We start from the raw sequence: 23,938 nt of genomic DNA, 5'->3' as shown, positions 1-23,938 counted from the left end.
CTACCGCCGGACTCCGAGCACGCGGCCCACTCCTAAACCCCTCCGGGGAACCCTGCCCGCACCCCGAACACCCCCCTCCCGGGGTGCGGGCAAGCCCGGCGAATCAACCATTGCGAGAACAACTCCCGATAGGGGGAGGTAAATGATGTTCGGCAAGAAGCCCAAGCCCAGTGAGCCCGACCCGTGGGCCTGGCTCGAGCAGCCGCGAATGGCACCGGCCCTGCACCTCGTGTCCGACCCCGACCTCGATCTCGACCCCGATCTTGATTCCGAGGCCGGGGTCGGGGTCGAGGCGAGTCCGGAACCATCGGCACCGCGGGGCCGCTGGCTGGTGGCGTTGCCGCAGACTTCTGACGCGGCAGACACAGCGGAAGCACGGCCACTGTGGAACAGGGGCGGGTATCGGGTGCCGGGGCGTGTATGGGCCGCGCTAGCGGCCACTGTTGCCGTGATGATCGGCGTGGTGGCCGTGTGGGCCGACGACGCACGCGAGAACGGTGATCCGGTGCGTGTCACGGCGGTAGCGCCGAGCGCGACAGCGGCGGTAGAGGGGGCGTGCACCGGGTTGTCGGGCACTCTGGTCACCGACCGCCCCGCAGACACCACCGCGACCGTTGCGGGAGTGATCGCGGCGTTCGAGGCGGCCTACTACATCGATCGCAGCGCGCAGGCCGCGATGCGGCTGCTGGCACCGGAGTCCGGGATCACCGCCGAGGGGCTCGCCGCTGGGATCGCCTCGATCCCGATAGGCAGCACCCATTGCGTGGCGATCACCCCGATCTCGGAGACGACCGCGAACGTGCACGTGGTGCAGCTGGGTCCGGACCGGCAACGGGTGGACTACCTCCAGGTCATCAACACCCGCCGCGGTGACGGTGGTGGACTGCTGATCAGCAACGTCCAGGGGCAGGGATGACCACGACGCCAGCACAGACTCCCGCCCGCCGAATCCGCCCGCGCCGCTCTGTCGCGGCGGGTACGAGCGTGTCCTCGTGACGGCGACACCGGCGGGCGCGGGCTCGCAGGCGCCACTACTGATCGCTGTTGCCGGGCTGAGCCCCCGCGCCGGAACCACCACGACCATCGTCGCCCTCGCCCACACCTGGCCCGGCCCGGAGGCCGCCCTGATTGTGGAAGCCGACCCCGCAGGCGGGCAGCTCGCCGACATGGTCGGCGAGGACCCGCGTCTCGGGCTGGCGAGCCTGGCCCGCAGGACCCATCCCGGCCAGCCCATCACCCCGGACGTCCTGGCGCAGCACGTGCAGTTCCTGCCCGGCGGTGAGGCGTTGCTGGCCGCGCCGCCCCAGTACGACCCCGTGCGAGCCGTCACGGCCGCAGAACTGCTCACCGATCCAGACACGGACTGGCGCGGTCTCGGGGCGACCGTGCTCGCCGACTGCGGTGTGCCCGAGCCGGACTCGGGCCCACACCCGGTCATTGCCGCCGCCGACGCCTGCCTGTTCGTTTTGCGCGCCGAGCACATCGACCCTGAGCCCGCCATCGCGCGCATCCGTGCCCTCACCCGCCACGACAGCCCCCGGGGCGTCGTGCTCATCGGCGGCACTCGCGACTACGCCACTGCCCTCGGTGTCCCGGTCGTGGGGACTCTGCCCGCTACCCGCGCCGGTGCCCGAGCGCTACTGACTCCCCGCCGCGTCCGGCGGTCCTCGCAGCTGCTCCCGCCTGCCAGGCTCATCGCCACCGCCGTGGAACTGCAGCTGCGTGCGGCCAGCCGCCGGGCCCGGTCCGCGCCGCCGCTCGCGCCTCGCGCTGCCCGCCAGGACCACCCGAGCCGTCGTGACGACACAGGGCCGACGATCTACCGGATCGACCTGCCACCGCTGCCGCCCGCGCCGGAGCCCGTGGCCGTGGAACCCGAAGCGCCCAGCACGTGGCCACCGGCTCCAGTGCCTGTCCTCGCCAGTGAGGCCGAGGACGCCGGCCAGCTGGGCGAGGGCGACCTCGCTGCGGTGCCGGAGTCCAGCCTGGCCAGCGCGCCGCCGGAGTTCGTCTCGCCGGCCCTCTCGGTGTTCGTCTTCGGGGTGACGAGGATCTTCTGGCGTGCACCCTCCTCCGGTGAGCAGACCGACATCACGAGCTACTTCCAGCCGCGCAGCCGCGAGATAGTCGCCCTGCTGGCACTTCACCCGGAAGGGCTGAGCCGATCTCGGCTGATCGACCTGATCTGGGGCGGACACTCACCGGAGCGTTCGGCCGCATTCAGCAACGCCCTCTCGCGGCTGCGCACCTCGATTACAACGGCCACCGGCGGACAGATCACCGCGATACTGATCGATGACCGGCTGCACTGCCGCCTGTCGGCCACCACCGCGAGTGTCGACTACTGGGAGTTCCTCGCCGCTGTCGCCACGCGCCGCCGCGCCAGCACCGACACCGACCGCAGTGCCGCGTGCCGAGCCATCACCGCCATCGCCACCAGCGACCTGGCCACCGACAGCATCGGCTCCTGGATCGAACCGCTGCGCGAATCCGCCCGCCGCGACGCCCACAACGCGCTGGGCTGGCTGGCCACCCACGACGCCGACCACGACCCCCGCACAACCCTCGGACTGCTCGAGATGACAGCCGAAACCGACCCCTACAACGAAACCGTCTGGCGCGACATCCTGCGTCAGCACGCACGCCTGGGCGAATACGCCGCACTCGCGCGCACCTACACACTCATGACCCGCAAACTCGCAGAGATCGGCGAAACCCCGAGCGGAGAAACCCGAGAACTCCTCGACAACCTCCGCCGAGGAGAAGACCGCAATCCACTCCAACCCGAACCCTGACCAGTCGGGCGGAATCAATTGTCCGTCCATGCCTACAACGCAGGTAATAGTAGGTATTCTGTTTATCGGGAATGGCCGAATCTGTTACGGCCAATTGTCTGCAATCCGGGCCCTGATATTCGATTGCCGGACAGTGTTCGCCGAAATCTATTGCCTCGGTTCGATTCGAAATGTCCGCAAATTCGCTTCCGAAAAACTCCCTGCGATCTCGTGTGGTCGATACGTGGAGAAATACATGGGGAAATACGTGGGAAAATACGTGGGGCGATCAAATTTCCCCACCATCAGCAGGTATATCCGCAGGTAGATGGGCATGTATCCGCGCGTATGCCATCCAGGATTGTCTATATACAAGGCCATATAGACATGCGTCGCCGGTCGACCGTCACCCATATCCGGCGTTCCTTCGAGTCCTGTAATCTGCGTTCACTGCCCATCGTTTTCCTCCTTCCATCTCATTCTTCTTTTATCTCTTTGTTGTTTTTGTTCGCCTGGTTGGCGGCGCGTGGTCGTGCGTGAGAATTGCTGTGCGCGTTTCGTATTCGTATTGCACTGCCGGAATCGCCGTTGTCCGGAAAAATTCCGGGAAATTCGCGCACTTTTGGGGTTGTGAGCACGTTCGAGGTCGAGCTAGCGTCGAGCCGTTCCCGGAATTCGCCGGGAAATTCGCAGAAATCCGAATGGCGGCCCCGCCGCATTTGTGCCGTAAATGGCGCACGAATTCGGAACTGACTTTTCAGGAGTTGCAATGCCAACCACACCCGCCACCGCCACCGCTGCACCGGCCGCCGGTCGCCTGCCGAATGGGGAATTGCGGCGCATGGTCGCCGCCACACTGGCCGCCAACCCGGGCCGCGACATGTCGCCCCGTGAAATCGCCAACGGGCTCAGCCGGTCCTCCGGGGCGGTCGGCAACGCCCTCGAGGCGCTGACCGCCGCCGGGCACGCCGACCGCGCCTCGGCCACCCCCCGCCGCTACCGCGCCAACGCTGACACCGCCAACGCCGCCGCACCGGCCGCCACCACCCCCGCCCCCGCGACGCCTGCCGCCCCGGCGGCCTCGACCCCCGGCCCGGCGGCGAAACCGGCCCGCCGCCGGACAAAGAAGAATGCCACCCCCGCCGCCCCGGCGGCACCGGCGCGCACGGGCAACACGGTGGCCCGCCCGAACGGGCAGGACTACCACGTGCGCAAGCTGGCCGGGCGCACCGATGTCGATGTGTTGCAGACCATGCGCACGGCCGAGGTGCCGGTGCTGCTGTACGGCCCGCCCGGAACCGGGAAGACCTCGCTCATCGAGGCCGCCTACGGTGACCTGCTGACCGTGCAGGGCGACGGGGACACCACGGTCGCCGATTTGGTGGGCGAGTACACCCAGAACCCGGACGGCACTTTCGTTTTCGTGCACGGCCCGCTGGTCCGGGCCATGCGTGAGGGCCGGGTGCTGTTCATCGACGACGCGACCCTCATCCCGCCGACCGTGCTGTCGGTGGTGTACCCGGCCATGGACGGCCGCCGCGAGATCGTCATCAAAGCCAACAGCGGCGAGATCGTGAAAGCCGAGCCCGGGTTCTTCGTGGTGGCCGGACACAACCCCGGGGTCCACGGGGCCATCCTGTCCGACGCACTCGCCTCGCGGTTCGCGTTCCAGGTGCAGGTGGGCAGCGACTACGACCTCGCCACCCAGCTCGGGGTGGAACGGCGCGCGGTGAAAATCGCCCGGGAACTGGCCGCCCGGCAGGAAAAGGGCGAGATCGGGTGGGCACCGCAACTGCGCGAGCTGCTGGCGTTCCGCAAGATCGCCGCCGCCACCGACTCCGCCACCGCCACCGCCAATTTGGTCGGGGCCGCCCCGGAGGAGGACCGAGACATCGTGGCCGCCGTGGTGAAAGCCGTGTGCGGCACCAGCCACGCTCCGCTGGCACTCGGCCCCCGCATCTGACACCCACCCCCGCGCACGAAAGGCACCGCCCGCCATGACCGGCCACGTGATCACCACCCCGCCACCCGCTCCCGCCCCCGCCCCCGCGCCCGCTGCCCCAGGACCCGGCCCCGCCACCGCTGGCCCGGCCACCGCTGCCGCCCCAGCACCCGCCCTCACGCCCGCCTCGGCCTCGGTGCCGGTCACCGGTGGATGGGCCACCCTTTCGGCCGCCATGACCGCAGAGGCCCCGCCGATCGCCGACCGTGACGACCTGACCGTCACCATCGCCCCCGGCGCTGGGTTCGGGAACCCGGCGGTGTTCGTGCCGAGCCGAGCGGCCATCGAGATCGACGGCACCCACCTCAAGATCAACCCGGCCACCGTCCACCCGGAACGCAACAGCGACCGCAACCGGTATCCGGGAGTGTGGGGCGCGCTGGTACACGAGTGTGCCCACGCCAAACATTCGGCGTGGAACCCGCCGCTGGTGGCACACCCCGGGGTGGTCGATGCCGCCATGATGCTCGAGGAATCCCGGATCGAGGCCGCCCAGATTCGCCGCCGCCCCGACGACCGGCACTGGCTACGCGCCAGCGCCACCGAGATCGTGATCGGGGACAACGGCGGGGCGATCGCTGCCGCCCAGATCCCGCCCACCGCCTACAACGCCGCCCGCAACGCCGCCCTCATCCTCGCGCGGCAAGACGGCGGCATCCTCGACGCCGCCGAATGCGCGCCCGCCGCCACCGCGATCGAGAACATCCTCGGCACCGACACCCTCGACAAGCTGCGCGCCATCTGGCGCGAGGCCCACACCGTGGCCGACAACGACGCCGCCGCCATGCTCGAGCTCGGGCAGCGCTGGCTCGACATCGTCGGGCCCGACCTCCACACCGACCCCGACCCGTCCTCGATGCTGGGGGCCGCGATCGGCGACACCGTGACCAACATCGGCAACGCAGTCGCCGCCTCCCCGGTAGAACCCGACCCCGCCGAGATCGCCGCCGCCGCACGGCAGGCCGCCGCCGACGACGCGAAAGACGCTGCCTCGCAAGCACGAAAGGTGTTCGGCGACGGATCGGGCCGGGGCCGGACCGCGAGCAGGCGACGCACCCGCGCCGCCCGCCCGGCCGAGCACACCGCCGCCCGGGTACTGGCCCGCGCCCTCAACACCGCCGCCACCCGCGAACGGGCCACGGTGCGCACGACCTCGGCGCTGCCGCCGGGCCGGTTGCGGATGCGCGGCGCGCTCGCGCGTGAGGCCCAACGCGCCGCCGGGGCGATCCCGACCGCCGAACCGTTCACCCGCACCAGCCGCAAAACCCCTCCGCAGCCACCGTTGCGAGTCGGCATCGCCTGCGACGTGTCCTCCTCGATGGGTGACTACGCCGCCCCGGTCGCCTCGTCCGCGTGGATCATCGCCCGCGCGGCCGAGCTGGCCACCATGCCCGCCGAGACCGCGACCGTGACGTTCGGGGCCTCGGTCACACCGATCACCTACCCGGGCACCGCACCCGCGCGGGTCACCGAATTCAGTTGCCCGGACTACCTCCACGTGATCGATAGCGCGGTCGAGGCCCTCGACGGTGCCCTCGACCTGGCTGGGCCCGGCGCGACGCGGCTGTTGGTGATCATCTCCGACGGTCACTACAACGGCCCCAACCGCCGCCGCGCCCAGAAACGCCTCGACGCATTGCGCGCCGCCGGGTGCGCGGTGCTGTGGCTCGCACCCGCCGACAGCGACCCGAACCCGCTGAACGGGGTGAACGTGCACATGGTCACCGACCCGGCCACCACCGCCGCCGCAATCGGCCGCGCCGCCACCACCGCCGTACGCGCCGCCTGACACCACCCCCGGGGCGCGGGCCACCGCGCCCCCGGGGCACCAGAACCGGGGCCGGAACCAACTACCCGCCCCAGTGCCCGCCCGAAATCCCGCCCGCCCGCTAGGGACAGCGACGACAGGAGACGACACCATGACCGACACCGCCCGCACCGCCACCGACCAGAGCCTCGCCGACACCCTCGACCGCGCCGCCCGCCCCGAGGTGGTCTGCCCGATCCAGGTCGGTGACGAGGTGACCGGCCGCAACAACCGCACCTGGAGCGGCGTGGTCAGCCACATCTACAGCAACGACGGCATCCCCGAATGCGCGATCGAAACCTCCACCGGTGCCAGGGGGTTCGCCACTCCGTGGGCGCTGGCTCCGGCTCACCCGCAACCGTCCCAGGACTGGCTCGACCGGATGCGCGCTTACCAGCGCGCCGAACACGACGGCGCGCTCGCGCGGTTGCACCGTGACCAGGACCGGATCGCCGAGCAGGCAGAGGCCCTCGCCCAGCAGCTGGCCGCGATCGCCGCCACGCTGCGCGCGGGCCGCGTTCCCGACCGGGACACCGAGAACTATCTCGACACCGACGCCAACAACATCGACAACGAACTCGCCGACCTCGCCGAGACCTGGACGACCCTCGCCCACAGCGGGCTGCTGACCATCGCCGAAATCCGCCGATTCACCGCCACCGACCCCGACTGACCCCGACCCTCGACAGCCAAGGAGCCCGAACCATGACCCAACCCGCGCGCCCGATCGCGACCACGCCCGCTCTCGACATCCTCTACGTGATCGCCAACACCGCCACCGGAGCCCAGTTCGTCATTTACGCCCCCGGTAGCCATGACGAGCGTGGCATGTACACCGTGGCTCACGTGAGCGGCAGCGTTGACGGACTCGCCGCCCCGCGCATTCACCTCGTGCATCCCGACGACATCGCCGCCTACGCCGCCGGTGTCGTGAACCGGATGCGCGACAGCGAGTGCGGTCACGCGGTGCAGGTGTGGCTCGACCGCACAACCGGACCTCTGCGGACTCGCCTGTCGTGACCCCGCGGCGAGGCCGCCCGGCGTGAGTCGGTGGGCCTCGCCGCGGCAATTGCCCGCGAGCCGAATTCCTCTCGTGCTGTTCACATTCCGGAAACCGACGAGAGGAATTCGGGGCCGGAATTTGTTTTCCACGTTCCGCTTGACATCGGCCCCGGTATCGAGCGTCCATGGAACCGGGAACGACACCGCCCCTGGGGAATTCGCCCCGATCGGTGTGGTTTCCGTCCCGGCCGGGACATCACCCGAATTCATCCGAACCATTGTTGGAGGGACCTGTCATGTCCAAAAAGAAGAACACCACCACCGCGCCCCCGGCACCGGCCGCGCCCGCCCCGGATGCCGCCCCTGCTGCCCCGGACAGCGGTTCGGGGGCGGCGGGTGTGCCCGTTCTGCGCAACGACACAGACCGGGCGTTGTGGGCGGCGCTGGGCACCCATCCCGGCAGCACCACCGCCGTGTTGGCGGATGCGGTGGGGGTCGGGCTGTCGACCGCCCGGCGATTGCTGACGGGATGGGAAACCGCCGGGGTCGTGCGGTCCCACGCCGACCCCGCATCGCCCCGGGCCGCCAAAACCTGGACCACCGCCGGATCGGCCGCGCCCGTACCCGCCCCGGACGAACCCGCCGCGCCGGAACCGGTTTCGCTCGACCCGGCCGCGCCGGAACCGGCCGATCCCGCCGAGGAGGAGGCACACGCCGACCCCGTGCCGGACAGCGCGCGGGACACGGCGGTCGCTGCCCCCACAGCCGACGAACCCGCCGACCCGGCTCCGGTGACCCCGGCCCCCGACGATGACCCGGCAGCGACCGAGCAGGAGTCGGTGGTGCGGTTGCCCGCTGGCGCGTTGCGCGGGCAGGTCGAGGACTTCCTGCGCGATCACCCGAATCAGGAGTTCAGCCCACATCAGATCGGCAAGGTACTCGACCGTTCCAGCGGCGCGGTCCACAACGCCCTGGTCAAGCTGACCAAGGACGGGACCGCTCGCCAGACCAGCACGGCCCCCAAGAAATTCACCCTCGCCGAGGGCTGACTGGGCGATGCCGGTATCCCCGGAGTCTCTACCTCCGGGGAGCCCGGCACCGCTCCCACAATCTATCTCTTCGAAAGGTGCTCTACATGTTCACCAACCCCAACTCCAACTCCGCGTGCATCGCGGCCGAACTGCACAAGGTTTTCATCAACTCTCCACATGCCGCCGACAGCGTCGAGCTGTGGCTGGCGGTTGCGGCCGAGGCCGAACGCCAGCTCGGCGTGCACATCCCAGCGGCCCTGGTGCCATGGGTGCCGATCTTCGTGCGCTACCGCTTGTTGCGCACCGAGGGCGAGTTCTTCCCGTTCACCGGCTCGACCCGGATCATGACGGGCCCGCTGACCGGCACCACCTACAACAGCCTCGACCACGCCGCCCGCGCGGTCGTCGGCGCGACCCCGGTCGCGTTGCCCCACTGTGCCCGCCACGGTGACGTACCGGATCTGGCGCAGATGCGTAGGCCGGTGCCGTCGTGGCGGTTCCGGGCCCGCGCTGTGCCCCCGCTCATCTCCTGACCTGCCCGCACGCTGAGACGGCCGGTGGGGCCGAGCAAATTGCTCGGCCCCACCGGCCGTCTCGCTGTCCGGCTGTGGTGGTCGGTGTTGTGGTGGGGGCTATTTCGTGTGGTCGATGGCCTGTTCGATCCAGTCGGTCAGCACGGGGGCGGCGGTGTCGTAGCCGGTGGCGGGGAACGTGGCTGCGTCGCCGTTCTGGGGCGCTGGAGCGCCGGTGCCGGTGCTGGTGCTGGAACCGGTTGTGGTGGTGTAGGTCTGGGTGAGCGTGGGGAACTGCGTACCGGTGAACGCGGAAGCGGTGGCCGAGAGCAGGTCGGCGGCGATCGGTGCCAAACCCGTCAGGGCGAGGAAGGCGGCGACGGGGTCGCCTTTGGCGAGGGTTTCGGCGGCGGTCCATGCGATCTCTTGGGCTCGGCCGATGTCGGTGGCGATGCGGGTGATGTCGAGTCCGGCCAGGACACCGACGATCTCGGCGGCGATCGTGGCGACCCCCGTGGTGTCCAGCGGTGCGGCGATCTTCAGTGCGCGAGCGACCAGTCGTAGGTCGAGTCCGGCGGCCATCTGCACGAGCGGGTTGAACTGGTTGTTGAGGTCGCCGGAGACGCGGTGCAGGCCGGGCACGTCGCTGCTGGCGAGCAGGCCCGGCAGTTGGGCGAGGTCGGCCACGATCGCGGGCACGTTCGCGGTGAAGCTGGCCAGTCCGTTGAGGACGGTGACCACCTGGGCGAGAACCTGGGACGCGTTGAGCTGCCCGGTCGAGGTGGTCGTGGCGGGTGTGCTCGTGGTGGTGGTCGGCACCTTCGCCGTTGTCGTGGTCGAGGTCGGCGTGGGGGCCGGGGTGGTTGTGGCCGAGGTCGAAGTGGCGGTGAGGGCGCGGCTGACCGCGGCGAGGACCGGCGAGGACTCGGCGGTGGTCGAGCAGTAGCTGTCGCCCTCGAAGCAGAGGGTCCGCACCTGGTCGGTCAGCTCGCCGAAGCTCTGCGGTCGCGGCCCGGTGACGCCCTGTCCGGAGACCGGGGTGCCGAGCTGGGTGGTGACGCGATCGCGGCGGGGGTCGGAGACGAGTGCGACCGCCACGACCCGCGAGGCCGGGATCGGGCCCTTGCCGTTGCCGATGGTGGTGGCGAGGTCACCGGTGACCTCGGCGCCCTGGCCGTAGCCGGCCAAAACGACTCGCGTGTCCGAGCACAGCCCGGTGAGCGCCGCGGTGAGTTCCTCGCCGCTCACGGACCCGGTACCTGTGGTCGGCGCGGCGAGTGCTCGGACCTCGATGTCGTTGCCGTAGCGGGCGGTCAGCGAGTCCCCGAGCTGAGCGAGGATCCCGGGTGTGGTCCGCCCGGTGGCGGTGGGGGTTGTCTCGTAGCTGCCCGGTGCCAGCAGCGCGGTCCAGCGCGGGCACTGTGCGGCGTTGCGGCCGGATGTCGGTTCTGCGGCGGCGACACCGGCCGTCACGGTGGCGGCGATCGTCGCGCACAGCGCCATCTGCGCGACGCGCCAGGGGGTTCGAGTGTGGATGTGGTGCATGAACTTTCTCCGTTCGTGCGGGGGTTATCAGGGGGCGGCGCGGGAGCCGCCGTCGTCCTGGGCGGGTGCGGGTCGCGTGGCGGTGTAGTAGTCGTCTCCTCCCCAGCGGTAGGGCGAGACCTGGACGGGCTCGTTGAAGGTCGGTGCGTGCACCATCTGGCCGCCGCCGAGGTAGATCCCGACGTGATGGACGTCCCCGCCGGTGCTGTAGAAGAGCAGGTCTCCCGGCGCGAGCATGTCTTCGGAAACCGTTGTGCCAGTGTGAACTTGGTCGTAGGTGGTGCGCGGGATGGCGATCCCGGCGGCGCGGTAGGCGGCCTGGGTGAGGCCGGAGCAGTCCCAGCCGCCGTTTACCTCGGGTCCGTTGCCGCCCCACACGTACGGGAGTCCGAGTTGGGCGCAGGCGAAGGAGATCACTTGCGCGGCAGTCGGGTTCGGTGGTGAGGCGGTGTGGCAGTCGCCGCCGCCGGAGGTGGTGTCGGTGGTGCGGTAGCGGGCGGCTTGGTCGAGGACTTGGTCGACGTACCAGTCGGCGTGGTTGTAAGCCCAGATCGCTGCCCGCAGGTCGCCGGGTGCACCGGAGTCGCACAGGTAGTACGAGGCGGCGTGAATCGCGTCGGAGGGGTTGTAGCGCGAGGGAGGGCTCGCACCACCAGCGGGGAGAGGGTGCCGTGCTGTCACCGAGTCGAAGGTGGCGGACAGAAACTGCATCGGCCCACCCGCGCCGGAGGCGTTCTCGCCCACCGACACTCCCGGCAGCGTGGAGCGGGCGTGATCGGTCTCGATCTTGCCGATCGCGGCGAGCACCGACCAGTCCAGACCGGGACAGTCCCCGACAGTGGCCTGATACAGCACAAGCATCTCGGCCGGGATGTCCTGTTGGGCTTCGGTACTCGGGGCAGAGCCGGTGCCGGTCGAGGCCCCCGGAGCGGGCGCGGTGAGCGCGTGGTCGAACACGACAACCGTGGTGACCACGGCCGCGATGACAACCGTGAGGAACACGAACCCCACGAATCCCGCTCCGAGTGCCTTGACCAGCATCGCTACCTCACCGGTATTCCGAGGCCGGTGGCTGTGGCGGTGGTGGGGCCAGGGCGAGGGTTCCGCTCAGCGGTGCCCAGGTCGACTCCGGGTCGATGCCGTCTTCGGGTGCGGTCCGTCGCGGCCAGACGGTGCAGAGTTCATGCAGGCGCTTGCGGCCGGAGTCGGTGTGCAGCGGCAGCCACACCTGATCGGCCGGGCTCGTCCCGGAGATCGAGCCGAGGAACTCGGCGGCGGCGGTGGCGACCGGCACCGCGTCGGGATCGGGCAACCGTTCCCAGCTCCGCCGCAGAACCACACGGGCATTGACCTCCCGCGCGGTGGTCGGCACCCACAACAGGACCGGGACGATGACCCCGGTGGTTCGGGCCAGTTCGCCGTAGCCGTGCAGCTTGGCCGCGACCCGGGGCAGGGAGGTGGTCCCGAGGTCGTATTCGAGGAAGAAGTCGAGCCGGTTCTGGCCGTGGGTGTAGCGGCCGTGGGCGTCGGGGCGTGCGAGGTCGCCCCAGAGCCGTTGGCAGCGGGTCTGCGACCACCACCACGAAACCCGTCCACCGTGGGATGGGCCGGTGGTGAGGGCGGTGAACCACTCGTTCACGCCGAGGGTGTGGGTCAGGTGCAGGCTGTGGGCGACCGAGAGCGTGGTTTGGTGGTTGTAGCCGAGTTCGCGCACACTCACCCCCGCTTCCGCGGCGAGGATCGCTGCTCCGGCCGGGGCGAGGGTCCAGTGGTGGGGGGCGGTGCCACGAGTTCGTATGGGCCGGAACCGGTCCAGGACCCGGTAGGTGTGCAGGATCGCCAGGCGGCGGCGGGCGATCTTGGCGGTCGGGAACGCCAGGTCGGCGAGCTGGTAGGTGGTCAGGACCCGGTGCTCGTAGACCATGCGCAGGATCCAGCGGTCGCGCCCGGTCAACGCCCGCACCGCCGAACTGTTCTCCGGGCTGGTGGTCGGTGACCAGGCCGGGCGCGGGGCCCGGGTATCGGCTTGCCTGTCGGGACGGGAAATCATCGTTACGGGAGCCTTTCTCGGGGCGTAACCGGAGTTAGGGAGTTGGGGGGTTGGGCCGTCAGGCGGGCCTGGGCGGCGGCGGCGATCTCGCGGGCACGACCCGGGATCGGCGGGTCCAGGGGCCGAGTAGTGAGAGTGAACGGGCGGGCGTTGCGGCCATCGACGAGCAGGCGGGCGGCGGCGTGGAAGGCGTCGAGGTGCGACAGGTCGTGCTCGGACAGCCACGGGTCGGTATGGCGGGCGAGGTCCCGCGCGTCATCGGGGCTGACGGCGAAGACGATCTTGTTGCGGGCATTCGCCGAGATGCCGTCACGCAGCTCCCGCGAGAGCTGGCCGAGGTTCTGATGTGCCAGCAGCAAGGACAGCCGCAGTCCTCGGGCTTCGGCGAGCATGTCCTCGATCGGGGTCGAGAGGTTGAGGAAGTTCTGTGCCTCGTCGAGAACCAGAGCGGCGTCGGGCCGGTCGGCGGCGGGCACTCGGGCACGCGCGGTCACCGCCTGCCAGGTGCGTGCCACCAGCAGCGACCCGACCAGGCGTGAGGTCTCCTCTCCGAGTGAGCCTTTTGGCAGGCGAGCTAGGCAGATGCCGCCGTTGTCGAGGATGTCGGCGAACTTGACGGTTGAGGGGCCTCCCGCGATGGCCGCCCGCACGAACGGTCGCAGCAGGAACGCGCGCAGTTTGTTCAGCAGGGGGCCGGTGAGCTGAGCGCGGCCGGTGTCGGAGAGGGTCTCGTAGCTGTCCCAGAACCCGCGCAGGACGGGGTCTTTGGTGGTGCGGGTGACCCGGGCGCGGAAGGCGGGCTCGGTGAGCAGGCGGGGCAGGTCGGCCAGGGTGGCGGTGCCGGGTTGGGCGCACAGAGTCAAAAGGCTCGCGCGCATGATGTCGTCGGTGCGCGGTCCCCACCATTGGTGGAAGATCCGGTGGAAGACAGTGACGAGGTTGTCGACCGCCAGATCCATCCCCGCCCGCCCGATCCGGTCGATGTCGAGCGGGTTCACACACGGCGGCGGGGCGGGTGAGTCGGCGTCGAAAAGCACTACCCGATCACCCATGCGGGAAGGCAGCCGGGACAGGACGTCGGTGACGAGGTCGCCTTTGGGGTCGATGACGATCACCCCGCGTCCGTTGTCGGCGTCGTCGAGGATGGTGCGTGCCAGCAGGGTGGATTTGCCGACGCCGGTGGGGCCGAGGATGTGCAGGTGGTGGTGGGCGTCGGAGATTTTGACCGCGACCGGGCGGCGAGTCCCGGTGTCGGCCATCCCCAGCGGTTTCGTGAAGTCCCCGCCGACAGGGATCTCCGGGGCGGGGGACAGGGCGCGGGCTCCGGCCCGTTGGAGACCTGGTAGCCCGGTGTCGGTGGGCAGGTGCGCGATCGTGGCGAGTTCGGGTACCGACAGCACGTCCCCGCGCCCGAGACGCCGCTGCCGGATCAGGGTTGCGAGGCGGAAAGGGCGACGCCGCCGGTAGTAGTTGTGGTCGGTGCAGGCCCCGAACACCGTGGCCAGGGCGTCGGCCCGCCCGCGTGCCACCGCTCGCGCCTGCGCTGTCGGGTTGGCGTCGTCGGGGTCTTCGGAGATCGGGATCGAGGTGGCGTAGCGCACGATGGTTTCCCAGTGCGCGCCACGCGCTTTAGCTGCCGCCGCGCGGGCGGCGACGCTGTACTCCATCACGGCTTGGCGGTCGCTGCCCCGGCCGTCGCTGATACCCCCGGCCCGGGTGGATCGGGCGGTGGTGGTGCCGGGGGTGAGCAGATTCAGCGCCTCGCGCAGCAACCCCACCACGATCCCGGCCGAGGTGCCGGTGCTCGCCGCGGCGCGGGTGGCTCGGGCGACTCGGCGGCCGGTAACCGGGCGGGCGAGGATCTGCACACAGGCGGCTTGGCCGGGGGCCAGATCGTCGGCGGCGGTGATCAGGTCGCGCACGAGATCACCGGAGTGATCGGTACTCAACGGCAGTCCTTCACGTCGTCCCAGCCGCAGCTCGCCTCCGGCCACGATCCGCCGGACGCCTTCGGCCGGGGCCGGTAGCGGCGGCCGTGCGGGTTCGCCGGTGTCGGTGTGCGCGCCGGGCCACGCCGAGGCGATGGCGCGTTCGATGAGTCCGGGTGGGATCGCGCCGGGGACCCAGAGCCGGATCGCGGCCCCCTCCTCGGGGGTGACGGTGTACTCGAACCCGAGATGCGGCTGTCCCCACAGCACCCGTGCCCAGGCCGGGCGTAGTTGCCCGATCAGGTGCGCCCAGAAGGCGAGTGCGCCTTTGGCGTCGACTTCGGGTGGGGTGAGCACGGTGATCTGGCGAGCACCCGCACTCAGCCGGCGCCGACGCCACTCGGCCAGAAACCGCACCGCGGCGAGCACCGCGAGCACAGCAACGATGACCCCCAGCCCGGACACGGATCCGAGTGCGTGGTCGATCGACTCGGCCAGATCGTGGAGCGCCGTGCCGGGCGCGAGTAGCGCCCGGCCCAGCCACCCCTGTTCGGGGCTCGCGAGGGGGGCGCTCACGCCGCCCGCCGTTCGGGCTCGGTGCCAACCTGGTTACTCCACGGCACCGACGACCACTTGGGTTCGTTCTGAAGATTCTTCAGTTTTCCTGAACTCACGGACTTTTCGGGCTTGCGCAGGATGACGACGTCCTCGTGGGCGATGAGGTGCATCGGTAGTCCGGCGGCGCGCTGTTTGATGACGAAGTCGCGCTGGAAGAAGCTCGAACGCGCGACGAGCTCACCGTCGGCGAGGCGGCCCAACAAGGCGACGCACCGCTCGACTGGGACCAGCCCGGCCAGGTCGCCGCACGTGACGAGATGGGTGGGCAGGTTCACCAACTCGGCGTGCTGACGCCACGGCCGTGCGGTGATCACGATGTGTCCGCCGGGGGCGAGGTATTCGGCGGCACCGGCGAGGATCTTGGTGAATCCCGAGAGCAGGCGGCCGAGTCCGACGTTGGCGAGGTTGCCTCGGTCGAGGACCGCGCCGTAGCGGTGATTGGACTTCTGAACCGGGGCCTTGCCGTTGGCGGCGACGTGGCCGTGCAGGGAGTCGCCGTAGGGCGGGGAGGTGATCACCAGACTCGCCTGCCCGCGCAACTCGGCCGGGATGAGGTCGGGCAGTTTGCGGGCGTCGCCGGTGTAGACGTTGGCGTCGAGATCGATGCCCGTTTCGCGGGCGAGGCCGATGTTGGTGCGGGCCAGCTCGGCCCAGCGGGACTCGTATTCGACGCCGACCGCGCGGCGGCCGAGATGTAACGACTCGACCAGGGTGGTGCCGATCCCGCACATCGGGTCGAGAACGAGGTCTCCGGGGCGGGTGTAGGTCTGCACCGCGTGCTGCACGATCGCGGGGAACATCTTGGCCGGGTGCGCGGTGCTGTCGGGGTGATAGCGGCCCCGTCGTTGCGCGGCGGGGGCGTTCTGGGCGGTCGCCCACACCGACACCGGCAGTACGGCGGGGCCGGTCTGTGCGGGGGTCGCGGAGTCGATGCCGGGGGTGTTAGTGGCGTTGGCGTCGAGAGTCATGCGGGTGTCCTTCGCGTGAGGGGTTCGGGCGGGCGAGGGGTGCCGGTCAGCCATGAGCAGGCATCAGAAACACACAGACGTCGGTGTGCGCGACGGCGTGGCGTGCGACGGCAGACGAGCCCGGTTCGGCCGGTGCGGCGGTGACGGTGGTGCCGCTGATCGGGGCGGCGATGATGTGCTGGAGGTAGAGCAGATCGGCGGCTTGGGCGGCGGCCACGACCGACCCGGCCGGGTCGAACAGGACCCCGGCGTCGCTGTGGCGGCAACGGGAGAGAACGACCAGCAAACCGCCCATCGCCAGCACCTCGGTCGCGATGTCGGTGACGTGCTCGGCAGCCTCCAAGGGATTGAGGTGATCGGCCAGCAGGCTCGCGATAACCAGATCCATCGGCTCCCCGGAGCGGTCGCGGTCGGTGGGGGCGTCGAGGCCGTGGCGGCCGAGATCACCGATCGAGGCCAGAGCAGCAGCGGTGTCGGGCTCGATGATTCGCAGCGCACCCCGGGCGACGGGGGTGGGCCAGTCGATCAGCATCACTCGCGCGGCCGGTTCGGAGAACTCAGCGATCGCGTGGGACAGGATCGGTTCGGGCCAGCGGTCCTCGGGATCGAGCGGTTCGGGACCCAACGCCCACAGGGTCGAGGGAACGCGCACCGGGGCAGACGCTGAGCGGCGACGGGAATTGGCGGTCATAACGACTCCTGACGAGAGAGAGCGGTGTGTACTCGCTTACTTCCGCCGAAAAGCCGTTTTCGGGACACAATATTCAGGACTTTTTTCTGAGAATTTTCTAAGAGGCAAATGGTGGCGAGACGCTGTTCGGTGGATGGTGGGCAGAATTCTTTTTTCGAGACTTTTCGGCTGATTGCTAACGCGCTCGGGTGGGATATCCACGTCCTATCTGAAATATATCCAGTTCATATCTTGAACCTATCCGCGCGTTCACAGCCGCAGGTAGATGGATATATCAAGCCGGGCATAAGTGGGTGATCGGGACCGGGGCGAAGCGATAGCGAAATATTCGCCAGATCGCTCAAGATATGACTTGGATATGTTTCAGATAGGTTTTGGATAGAGTTTGGATAGGGTTTGGATACGTTTCAGATAGGGGTCGCAGGTGTCCTTGTGAGGTCGGAAATTTTCGATCGAACAAGGAGTTTTGTAGTGACGAATTCACACGTCGTGAAATATTCGGGATCGGGTGGCAAACCGAGATCTCCGCTGGCAGTGGTGCGGGCGGGTTTCGACCGAATCGCCGCCGAGTTGTTGCCCGCCGATCCGCGTGCGGTGCCGACCTCGGAGACCACCGCTGTCAGCTCGGTGCGGACATGGGAGCAGTTGCGCGAGCGGCTGTGGGATCCTGCGGTGCCGATCGCCGAGATCGACGCGATCTGGGTATGGCTGATCGAACGCGCACGCACCCACGACGAGGACGCGATGCTGGCGTGCGCGGGCCTGGCCGTGCCGATGCTGGGAAGGGCTGCCGGGGAGTACGCCGCCCCGGGCAGCAGCAGCCGCCACGACATCGAGTCCGAGGTGCTGACTGGATTCCTCGCCCACCTCGCTCGCGTCGCCTTGGACCGGCCGGGGGTGTGGCATCGGCTGCGGTGGGCGGCCTACCGCGCGATGATCACAGGGGCGAATCAGCAGCAATCACCGGTGATGTCGGCGGGCGACGTCGACTGCGACCTCGGTCCGCTCGCGAGGCGGGCGCGGTCGGCGATCGCCGAACCCGGCCATCCCGAGACTGTCCTGGCCCGAGCCGTGGCCGCCGGAGTGATCTCGGCCGACGCGGCCGAATTGATCGCGGCCTCGCACTGGGAGGGCCGCTCGTTGACCTCGCTGGCGGCCGAGCGTGGCGTGTCGTTGGCGCAGCTGCGCAAGCAACGCCGCCGCGCCGAACGCGCCCTGCTGGCCTGGCTGACCGAACGCCGCCGAGACCTGGACCCGGATCGCACCAGCACCGTCGAAGCCGCGACGGTCACCGCACTCGCGCCACCGTTCCTGTCACCGCGGCGAGGTCGGCCGAAGAAGGACACCTCGGTACCGGCGCAGTCGGGCACCGAGCACGGGCAGGAGGCAGCCGCATGAACGCGAACCGAGGACACCTTTGCGAGGCGCCAGCGCAGTCGGCTCGACAGGCAGTGCGGCGGCGGTGGCCCACGGTCCTCGCGGCCGTGGGCGCCACCGTGGCTCTGATGGTGCTGATGGCAGGGTCGGCGTCGGCCGCACCTCCGCAGACTGCGGTGCTGGCGGTCGCCTCCTCGCTGGATCAGGTGATCGACAACGCCCGCAACTGGGTGATGGGGATCCTGGCCGGGTTGGCGACGCTGTGCCTGACCGTGGCTGGTGCCCGTTATCTGCTCGGCGCGGGCGATCCCGCTGAGACCGAGAAGGCCAAGACCGCGTTCCGCGCCGCGTGCATCGGCTACGGGTTGGCGGTGCTGGCACCGGTCATCGTGTCGGTTCTCAAGTCCATCGTCGGAGGCTGACGGTGAACGCCTCACACGAGCCCGGTCCTACCCGGGACTCCGCCCGAGGGCCGCGCCTCGTACACACCGCCACCACGGCGGCAGCGGTGGCGGTGTTGATGGCGCTCCTGCTCGGCCTTACCGGCGCGGGCGGTGCCACCGCCCAGCCCACAACGCCGACGCCGTCCGTGCCGGTGACCCCGACACCTGCCGCGCCGACCATGCCCCCGCCGTCGCGGTGGGTGACCCCGCCCTCCACCACCGCCCCGAGTCCGGCCACGCCCACACCAACCACACCTGGCACCACCACCTCTCCGGCTCCGGCGGGTTCGTCGACCTCGGCCGAGTGCGGGGTCACCAATATCAACGGGTGCGTGGAGAACGCGATCGACGGGTTCTTCCAGCGGATCGTCGACTCCGCGCTCGACCCGCTGCTCGAGTTGGTCTCGGTCACCCTGCTCACCACTCCCGAACCCGGCGAGATCCCGCAGATCGGGGTGTTGTGGACCCAGTCGTGGCAGCTGGTGAGTGCCCTGTATGTGCTGGTGGTGATGGCGGCCGGGGTGCTGCTGATGATGCGCGAGACCCTGCAGACCCAGTGGTCGATCCGAGAACTCGCACCCCGGCTGGTCGTCGGATTCGTTGCCGGAGCCTCGAGCATGGTGATCGCTACGACCGCGATCGGCTTCGCCAACGCCCTCGCCGAGGCCGTGGCCGGGGACGGTGTCGGCTCCAATTCGGCGGCGGCGGGGTTGAAAGAGCTGGCCACGACCGGGCCGCAGAGCCAGAGCTTCGGGCTGCTGCTGACGCTCGCGCTGGTGGTGATGCTGGTCGTGTTGGTCATCGCCTATGTGGTGCGGGTCGCCATCACGATCTTGCTGATCGTCTCGGCACCGTTGGCCTTGATGTGTCACGGCCTGCCCGGAGCCGAGGCGATCGCGCGGTGGTGGTGGCGCTCGTTCGCGGCGTGCCTGGCGATCCAGGTCGTGCAATCACTGACGTTGGTGACGGCGGTGCGGGTCTTCCTGACTCCCGGCGGGTGGGAGGTCTTCGGACCGAACGCGAACGGGATCGTGAACCTGATCGTGGCTTTGGCGTTGATGGGGGTGTTGATCAAGACCCCGTTCTGGCTGCTGTCGGTGCTCAAGATCGGGCAAGGTCGTTCGTTTTTCGGGTCGATCGCGCGCGGCTTCATTGCCTACAAAACCCTGGGACTGCTCAAAGGTTCCACCGCGAGCAGCGCACGGACTGCCGCCGCACCCGCCCGGCGCGCCACACAGCCCACCCGGGGTCCACGAACGCCCCGCCCCGCCGCCCGCTCCGGACCTCCTAACCCGTACGCGCGGGTTCGTGCCACCAGCACCGGGCAGCTGATACTGCCCCTGCCGGGGGTGCACCGGGTCCCACGACAACCCAACGCTGCCCCCGCCGCCTCTCCCAGCACCACCCCCACCAACACGGCCCGAACACCTCGCGGTCGGCAACTCGCCTTCAACTTCACCCCACCGAATCCCTATCAGGGAATCCGCGCTGGAGCCGGGGGGCAGTTACCGCTGCCGATCCCGGTGCGCCGGGTCCGGCCCACACCACCGGCACCAAGGCAACCACCACAGCGTCCCAGCCCCCGGCGTCGCCAGCCCCAACAGCTCGCCTTCGATTTCACCGATCCCGGCCCGGTCGATCCCTACGCCCGGCTGCGGCCGACTCGCAGCGGGCAGTACCCGCTGCCGTTCCCGGTGACCCGGGTCAAACCCGCACCGCCGCCACCGAACCCACCACAGCCGCCCGCACCCACACCGCCGCGCCCGGCCGGGCGGCAACTGCACCTGCCCATGCCCGACCTGCCCGTGCGCCGCCGCGCGCCGCGCGCACCCCGAGGAGGACAACTTCGATGACCACAATCGTGCGCATACCCGCCGACGTCGAGCGCAGCGACCGGATCCTGGGCCCGTTCACCGCCCGCCAGGTCGCAGTCCTCGCCACCACCGCCCTACTGTTGTACTCGGTATGGATTGTGACCAGGACGGTAATCGCCGCCCCGATCTTCCTGGCCGCCGCCATCCCGATCGCGGTCGTGGTCACCGTCGCGATTCTGACCCGCCGCGACGGCCTCTCCGCCGACCTGCTGCTCGTGGCTGCGATCGGTTACCGCCTCCGGCCGCGTCACCTCGTGACATCGCGCGGGGACGCCGGAATCGGTGCACCGAGGTGGATCACCGACCGCGCCACCGGATCTCGGTCGCGCCCGACCACTCCGGTGGCGTTGACCGCGCACGCGGCACGGTTGCCGGAGTCGGTCTCCGCCAGCGGCAGCGGCGGGGTCGGGGTGATCGACCTCGGCGGCGACGGGCTCGCGGTCGTCGCGGTCGCGGGTACCCTCAACCTGTCTCTGCGGACCCCGGCCGAACAGGACAGCCTCGTCGGGCAACTCGCCGGGTGGTTGCACACCCTGCGCCAACCCGTCCAGATCCTCGTGCGATCGGCGCGCCTCGACCTGAGCGAACACATCACCGGGCTGCACACCGCCGCCGAGCAGATGTCACCGGATCTGGCCGCCGCCGCGCTCGACCACGCCGACCACCTCACCGCACTGGCCGCAGTGGAGAACCTGACGCACCGCCAAGTGCTGTTGGTCTGGCGAGAGCCCCTGCCCGCCACCGCTTCTCGGGCCATGCTGCCCGGCCGTCGCCGGGCACGGCGCGCACCCTCGGCCACCGCACGCAGGGGAGCAGAATCGCGGCTACTACGCCGTATGAACGAGGCCGCTGACGTCCTGGCTCCGTTGGGTGTGTCGGTCACCGCTCTCGATGACACCCAGGCGACCGCCGTCCTGACCAGCTGCACCAACCCGGAAAGCCTCGTCTCCGCCGCCGCCGACATCGCCGCCCCGTCGGCGATCATCACCACCGACCCCGACTCCGCGGCCCGCGACCCGTTCATCAGCGTGGCCGGGTTCGCGCCGGAATCTCTGACCATCGGCACTCGGCATCTCGAGATCGGCTCGGACTGGACTCAGACCCTCGCGGTCACCGGATGGCCGAGAGAGGTGACGGCCGGCTGGCTCGCACCGCTGCTCTCGCACCCGGGCCGGGTCGAGGTCGCCATCCATATCGATCCCGTCGACCCGGTCACCGCCGCCACGCGGCTGCGCCGCCAGCAAGCCCGGCTCGAGTCCTCCCGGATGCACGAGACAAGCCGAGGACGCCTGTCCGACCCGCAGGTCGATGTCGCGGTCGAAGACGCCGCTGACCTGTCGGCACGGGTGGCGCGTGCGGAGGCCCGGTTGTTCCGCGTCGGGGTGTATCTGAGCGTGCACGGCGAGTCCGAGGCCGAACTGGCCGACGAGGTCGCTGCCGTGCGGGCGCTGGCGGCGAGTCTGCTCGTGGACACCTGCACCCTGTCCTACCGTGCCGCGCAAGCCTGGACCACCACCCTCCCGCTGGGACAGGACTTGATCGGAGTCCAGCGGACCTTCGACACCACCGCCCTCGCCGCGGCATTCCCCTTCGACTCCCCACAGCTACCCGCCGTCGACCCTGCCCAGGCCGCGCGCCCGCACGGAGTGCTCTACGGCCGCGACGCCGCCTCGGGACTGCTGTTTGTCGACCGGTTCGCCCCCGAAGCCCACAACCACAACCTGGTGATCCTCGGACGGTCCGGCGCGGGTAAGTCCTACCTGGTCAAAACCGAGATTCTGCGCTCGCTGTATCGCGGGATCGAACAGATCGTGATCGACCCCGAAGACGAATACCGCCGTCTCGCCGAAACTGTCGGCGGCACCAACATCCGCCTCGGCGCACCCGGTGTGCGTCTCAACCCGTTCGACCTGGAAATCCACACCCGCCGCGACGGACGCCGCAGCGCCCCACCCGACGCCCTCACCGGCCGCAAACTGTTCCTCCACACCTTGATGCAGGTGTTGCTCGGTGACCAGAACGCCGCGCAAAGAACAGCATTGGACTCTGCGCTGACGGCGACCTACGCCGCTGCCGGGATCACCGAGGACCCCGCCACCTGGACCCGGCCCGCACCCACGCTGAGCGGACTGCGTGACCAACTCGCACGCCTCGCCACACCGGCTGCCGGGGAGTTGGCCGCCGCACTGCACCCGTTCGTCGGCGGCGGGGCCTATGCGGGGTTGTTGGACGGGCCGACCACCACCGACCCCGAGGGCGGACTGATCGTGTTCTCCCTGCGCGAGCTACCGGAGGAGTTGAAGACGATCGGGACCATGTTGGTGCTGGACGCGACATGGCGGCGCGTGTCGAGTCCGGCCGATCGGCGGCCCCGGATGGTCACCGTGGACGAGGCGTGGCTGCTCATGCGCCAACCCGCCGCAGCCGAGTTTCTGTTCCGGGCCGCGAAGAGTTTCCGCAAACATTGGGCCGGACTCACCGTCGCCACCCAGGACTGCGCCGACGTGCTCTCCACCGAACTGGGGCGCGCGATCGTGTCCAACGCCGCCACCCAGATCCTGCTGCGTCAAGCCCCCCAAGCCATCGACGAGGTCGCCGCCGCGTTCCACCTCTCCGACGGCGAACAACACTTCCTGCTCTCAGCCGCTCGCGGTAGCGGTCTGCTCGCTGTGGGTGGCACCGACCGCGCCGTCTTCGGCTCGCTGGCCTCATTCACCGAAAACGCTGTGATCACAACCGATCCCAGCGAACTCGCCACCACCGGCGATGACGGCGACACCGATATCGACATCGACATGCTGGCACCGCTGCCTCCACTCACCGACCCCGGAGATACCAGGACCGCGACCGCAGACCACGTCGCCGACGATACCGACAGCGGTGAAGAGATAGTCCTCGACGGGCGGGCGGCATGACCCCGGATTCGCCAAACCCCGTCGCCGAGCACAAACCTCGAACGCCCTACGCCCCTGTGCGCTGTCGCACGAGAATAACTTCCCGGTCGCCCACGCGCGGCGCTGTCGCCGATCGCGGGAACCGGATTCCGCCCCCGATGGTGGGCTACACCCACACCCGACGCCCGGACCCGAACAGGGTCACACCGCCCGGAACACGCGCCTGCCGCCATATCGCGGCCCGGCCGGTTCCCACGTGCCCGACCCGGAATCGGCGGCGCTACAGCCCCGACACGAGTCGCGCCGAACACTCAGCCCCTCACCCCGCACGGTGATGCAGGGCATCACGGTTCGCTTGACGACAGCCGGTGTAGGGAGCGTTCATGGACCCGCATTCGGGCACGGTGGAAACGACACCAACA

The 23,938-nt window shown here is 69.7% G+C and carries 19 protein-coding genes; 12 read left to right on the top strand and 7 right to left on the bottom strand.

Going from position 1 to position 23,938, the window contains the following annotated elements:
- Window positions 1-142 precede the first annotated feature (142 nt).
- Both AB0L58_RS04500 and AB0L58_RS04495 read left to right on the top strand, forming a co-directional pair.
- Window positions 143-916 (top strand): hypothetical protein, encoded by a 774-nt coding sequence (locus AB0L58_RS04500; RefSeq protein ID WP_364380951.1) that lies wholly within the window; start codon window positions 143-145, stop codon window positions 914-916.
- 76 nt (window positions 917-992) lie between these two features.
- Window positions 993-2,795 (top strand): BTAD domain-containing putative transcriptional regulator, encoded by a 1,803-nt coding sequence (locus AB0L58_RS04495; protein ID WP_364380948.1) that lies wholly within the window; start codon window positions 993-995, stop codon window positions 2,793-2,795.
- A 455-nt stretch (window positions 2,796-3,250) separates the two neighbouring features.
- On the opposite strand, the gene AB0L58_RS04490 is transcribed toward AB0L58_RS04495, so the two are convergent.
- Window positions 3,251-3,550 (bottom strand): hypothetical protein, encoded by a 300-nt coding sequence (locus AB0L58_RS04490; protein ID WP_364380945.1) that lies wholly within the window; start codon window positions 3,548-3,550, stop codon window positions 3,251-3,253.
- Here AB0L58_RS04490 and AB0L58_RS04485 point away from each other — a divergent pair.
- The 6 genes from AB0L58_RS04485 (at window position 3,544) to AB0L58_RS04460 (ending at window position 9,149) form a co-directional block, all read left to right on the top strand.
- The gene (locus AB0L58_RS04485) at window positions 3,544-4,737 is read left to right on the top strand and encodes an AAA family ATPase (RefSeq protein ID WP_364380942.1); all 1,194 of its coding nucleotides are present in this window, start codon (window positions 3,544-3,546) and stop codon (window positions 4,735-4,737) included. The genes AB0L58_RS04490 and AB0L58_RS04485 overlap by 7 nt on opposite strands.
- A 34-nt stretch (window positions 4,738-4,771) precedes the next feature.
- Window positions 4,772-6,565: a VWA domain-containing protein gene (locus AB0L58_RS04480; protein WP_364380939.1), complete on the top strand. Its 1,794-nt coding sequence runs from the start codon at window positions 4,772-4,774 to the stop codon at window positions 6,563-6,565.
- Window positions 6,566-6,695: 130 nt separating this feature from the next.
- The gene (locus AB0L58_RS04475; RefSeq protein WP_364380936.1) at window positions 6,696-7,256 is read left to right on the top strand and encodes a hypothetical protein; all 561 of its coding nucleotides are present in this window, start codon (window positions 6,696-6,698) and stop codon (window positions 7,254-7,256) included.
- 32 nt (window positions 7,257-7,288) lie between these two features.
- The gene (locus AB0L58_RS04470) at window positions 7,289-7,603 is read left to right on the top strand and encodes a hypothetical protein (protein WP_364380932.1); all 315 of its coding nucleotides are present in this window, start codon (window positions 7,289-7,291) and stop codon (window positions 7,601-7,603) included.
- A 278-nt stretch (window positions 7,604-7,881) separates the two neighbouring features.
- Window positions 7,882-8,634: a hypothetical protein gene (locus AB0L58_RS04465; RefSeq protein WP_364380929.1), complete on the top strand. Its 753-nt coding sequence runs from the start codon at window positions 7,882-7,884 to the stop codon at window positions 8,632-8,634.
- An 86-nt stretch (window positions 8,635-8,720) separates the two neighbouring features.
- Window positions 8,721-9,149, top strand: a complete 429-nt coding sequence (locus AB0L58_RS04460) for a hypothetical protein (RefSeq protein ID WP_364380926.1) — start codon at window positions 8,721-8,723, stop codon at window positions 9,147-9,149.
- Between the two features lie 99 nt (window positions 9,150-9,248).
- Here the strand turns inward: AB0L58_RS04460 and AB0L58_RS04455 are convergent, their stop codons facing one another.
- The 6 genes from AB0L58_RS04455 to AB0L58_RS04430 are packed head-to-tail and all read right to left on the bottom strand — an operon-like array spanning window position 9,249 to window position 16,928.
- Window positions 9,249-10,673 carry a cutinase family protein gene (locus AB0L58_RS04455; RefSeq protein ID WP_364380924.1) on the bottom strand — a complete coding sequence of 475 codons (1,425 nt, stop codon included), beginning with the start codon at window positions 10,671-10,673 and terminating at the stop codon, window positions 9,249-9,251.
- A gap of 27 nt (window positions 10,674-10,700) precedes the next feature.
- A complete protein-coding gene (locus tag AB0L58_RS04450) occupies window positions 10,701-11,714 on the bottom strand; it encodes a bifunctional lytic transglycosylase/C40 family peptidase (protein ID WP_364380921.1) in 1,014 nt (337 codons plus the stop codon).
- Window positions 11,715-11,721: 7 nt separating this feature from the next.
- Entirely contained in the window at window positions 11,722-12,723 is a 1,002-nt protein-coding gene (locus AB0L58_RS04445) for a replication-relaxation family protein (RefSeq protein WP_364380918.1), read from the bottom strand.
- 2 nt (window positions 12,724-12,725) lie between these two features.
- The gene (locus AB0L58_RS04440) at window positions 12,726-15,227 is read right to left on the bottom strand and encodes a DUF87 domain-containing protein (RefSeq protein WP_364380914.1); all 2,502 of its coding nucleotides are present in this window, start codon (window positions 15,225-15,227) and stop codon (window positions 12,726-12,728) included.
- Window positions 15,224-16,237, bottom strand: coding sequence for a DNA methyltransferase (locus AB0L58_RS04435; protein ID WP_364380911.1), 1,014 nt, complete (start codon window positions 16,235-16,237; stop codon window positions 15,224-15,226). Before AB0L58_RS04435 ends, AB0L58_RS04440 begins: the two co-directional genes overlap by 4 nt.
- 46 nt (window positions 16,238-16,283) lie before the next feature.
- Window positions 16,284-16,928, bottom strand: a complete 645-nt coding sequence (locus tag AB0L58_RS04430) for a hypothetical protein (protein WP_364380909.1) — start codon at window positions 16,926-16,928, stop codon at window positions 16,284-16,286.
- Window positions 16,929-17,399: 471 nt separating this feature from the next.
- Between AB0L58_RS04430 and AB0L58_RS04425 the strand changes: the two genes are divergently transcribed.
- The 4 genes from AB0L58_RS04425 to AB0L58_RS04410 are packed head-to-tail and all read left to right on the top strand — an operon-like array spanning window position 17,400 to window position 23,537.
- The gene (locus AB0L58_RS04425) at window positions 17,400-18,326 is read left to right on the top strand and encodes a hypothetical protein (RefSeq protein WP_364380906.1); all 927 of its coding nucleotides are present in this window, start codon (window positions 17,400-17,402) and stop codon (window positions 18,324-18,326) included.
- Window positions 18,323-18,727, top strand: a complete 405-nt coding sequence (locus AB0L58_RS04420) for a pilin (protein ID WP_364380903.1) — start codon at window positions 18,323-18,325, stop codon at window positions 18,725-18,727. Before AB0L58_RS04425 ends, AB0L58_RS04420 begins: the two co-directional genes overlap by 4 nt.
- A 2-nt stretch (window positions 18,728-18,729) precedes the next feature.
- Window positions 18,730-20,601 carry a hypothetical protein gene (locus AB0L58_RS04415; protein ID WP_364380900.1) on the top strand — a complete coding sequence of 624 codons (1,872 nt, stop codon included), beginning with the start codon at window positions 18,730-18,732 and terminating at the stop codon, window positions 20,599-20,601.
- The gene (locus AB0L58_RS04410; protein ID WP_364380897.1) at window positions 20,598-23,537 is read left to right on the top strand and encodes a PrgI family mobile element protein; all 2,940 of its coding nucleotides are present in this window, start codon (window positions 20,598-20,600) and stop codon (window positions 23,535-23,537) included. The genes AB0L58_RS04415 and AB0L58_RS04410 overlap by 4 nt, the downstream gene beginning before the upstream one ends.
- Window positions 23,538-23,938 lie beyond the last annotated feature (401 nt).

This window comes from Nocardia sp. NPDC052112, from assembly GCF_040680135.1.
Lineage (GTDB): Bacteria > Actinomycetota > Actinomycetes > Mycobacteriales > Mycobacteriaceae > Nocardia.
Note: the sequence above shows the minus strand (reverse complement) of the source record. Positions and strands in the feature narration are given on the sequence as shown.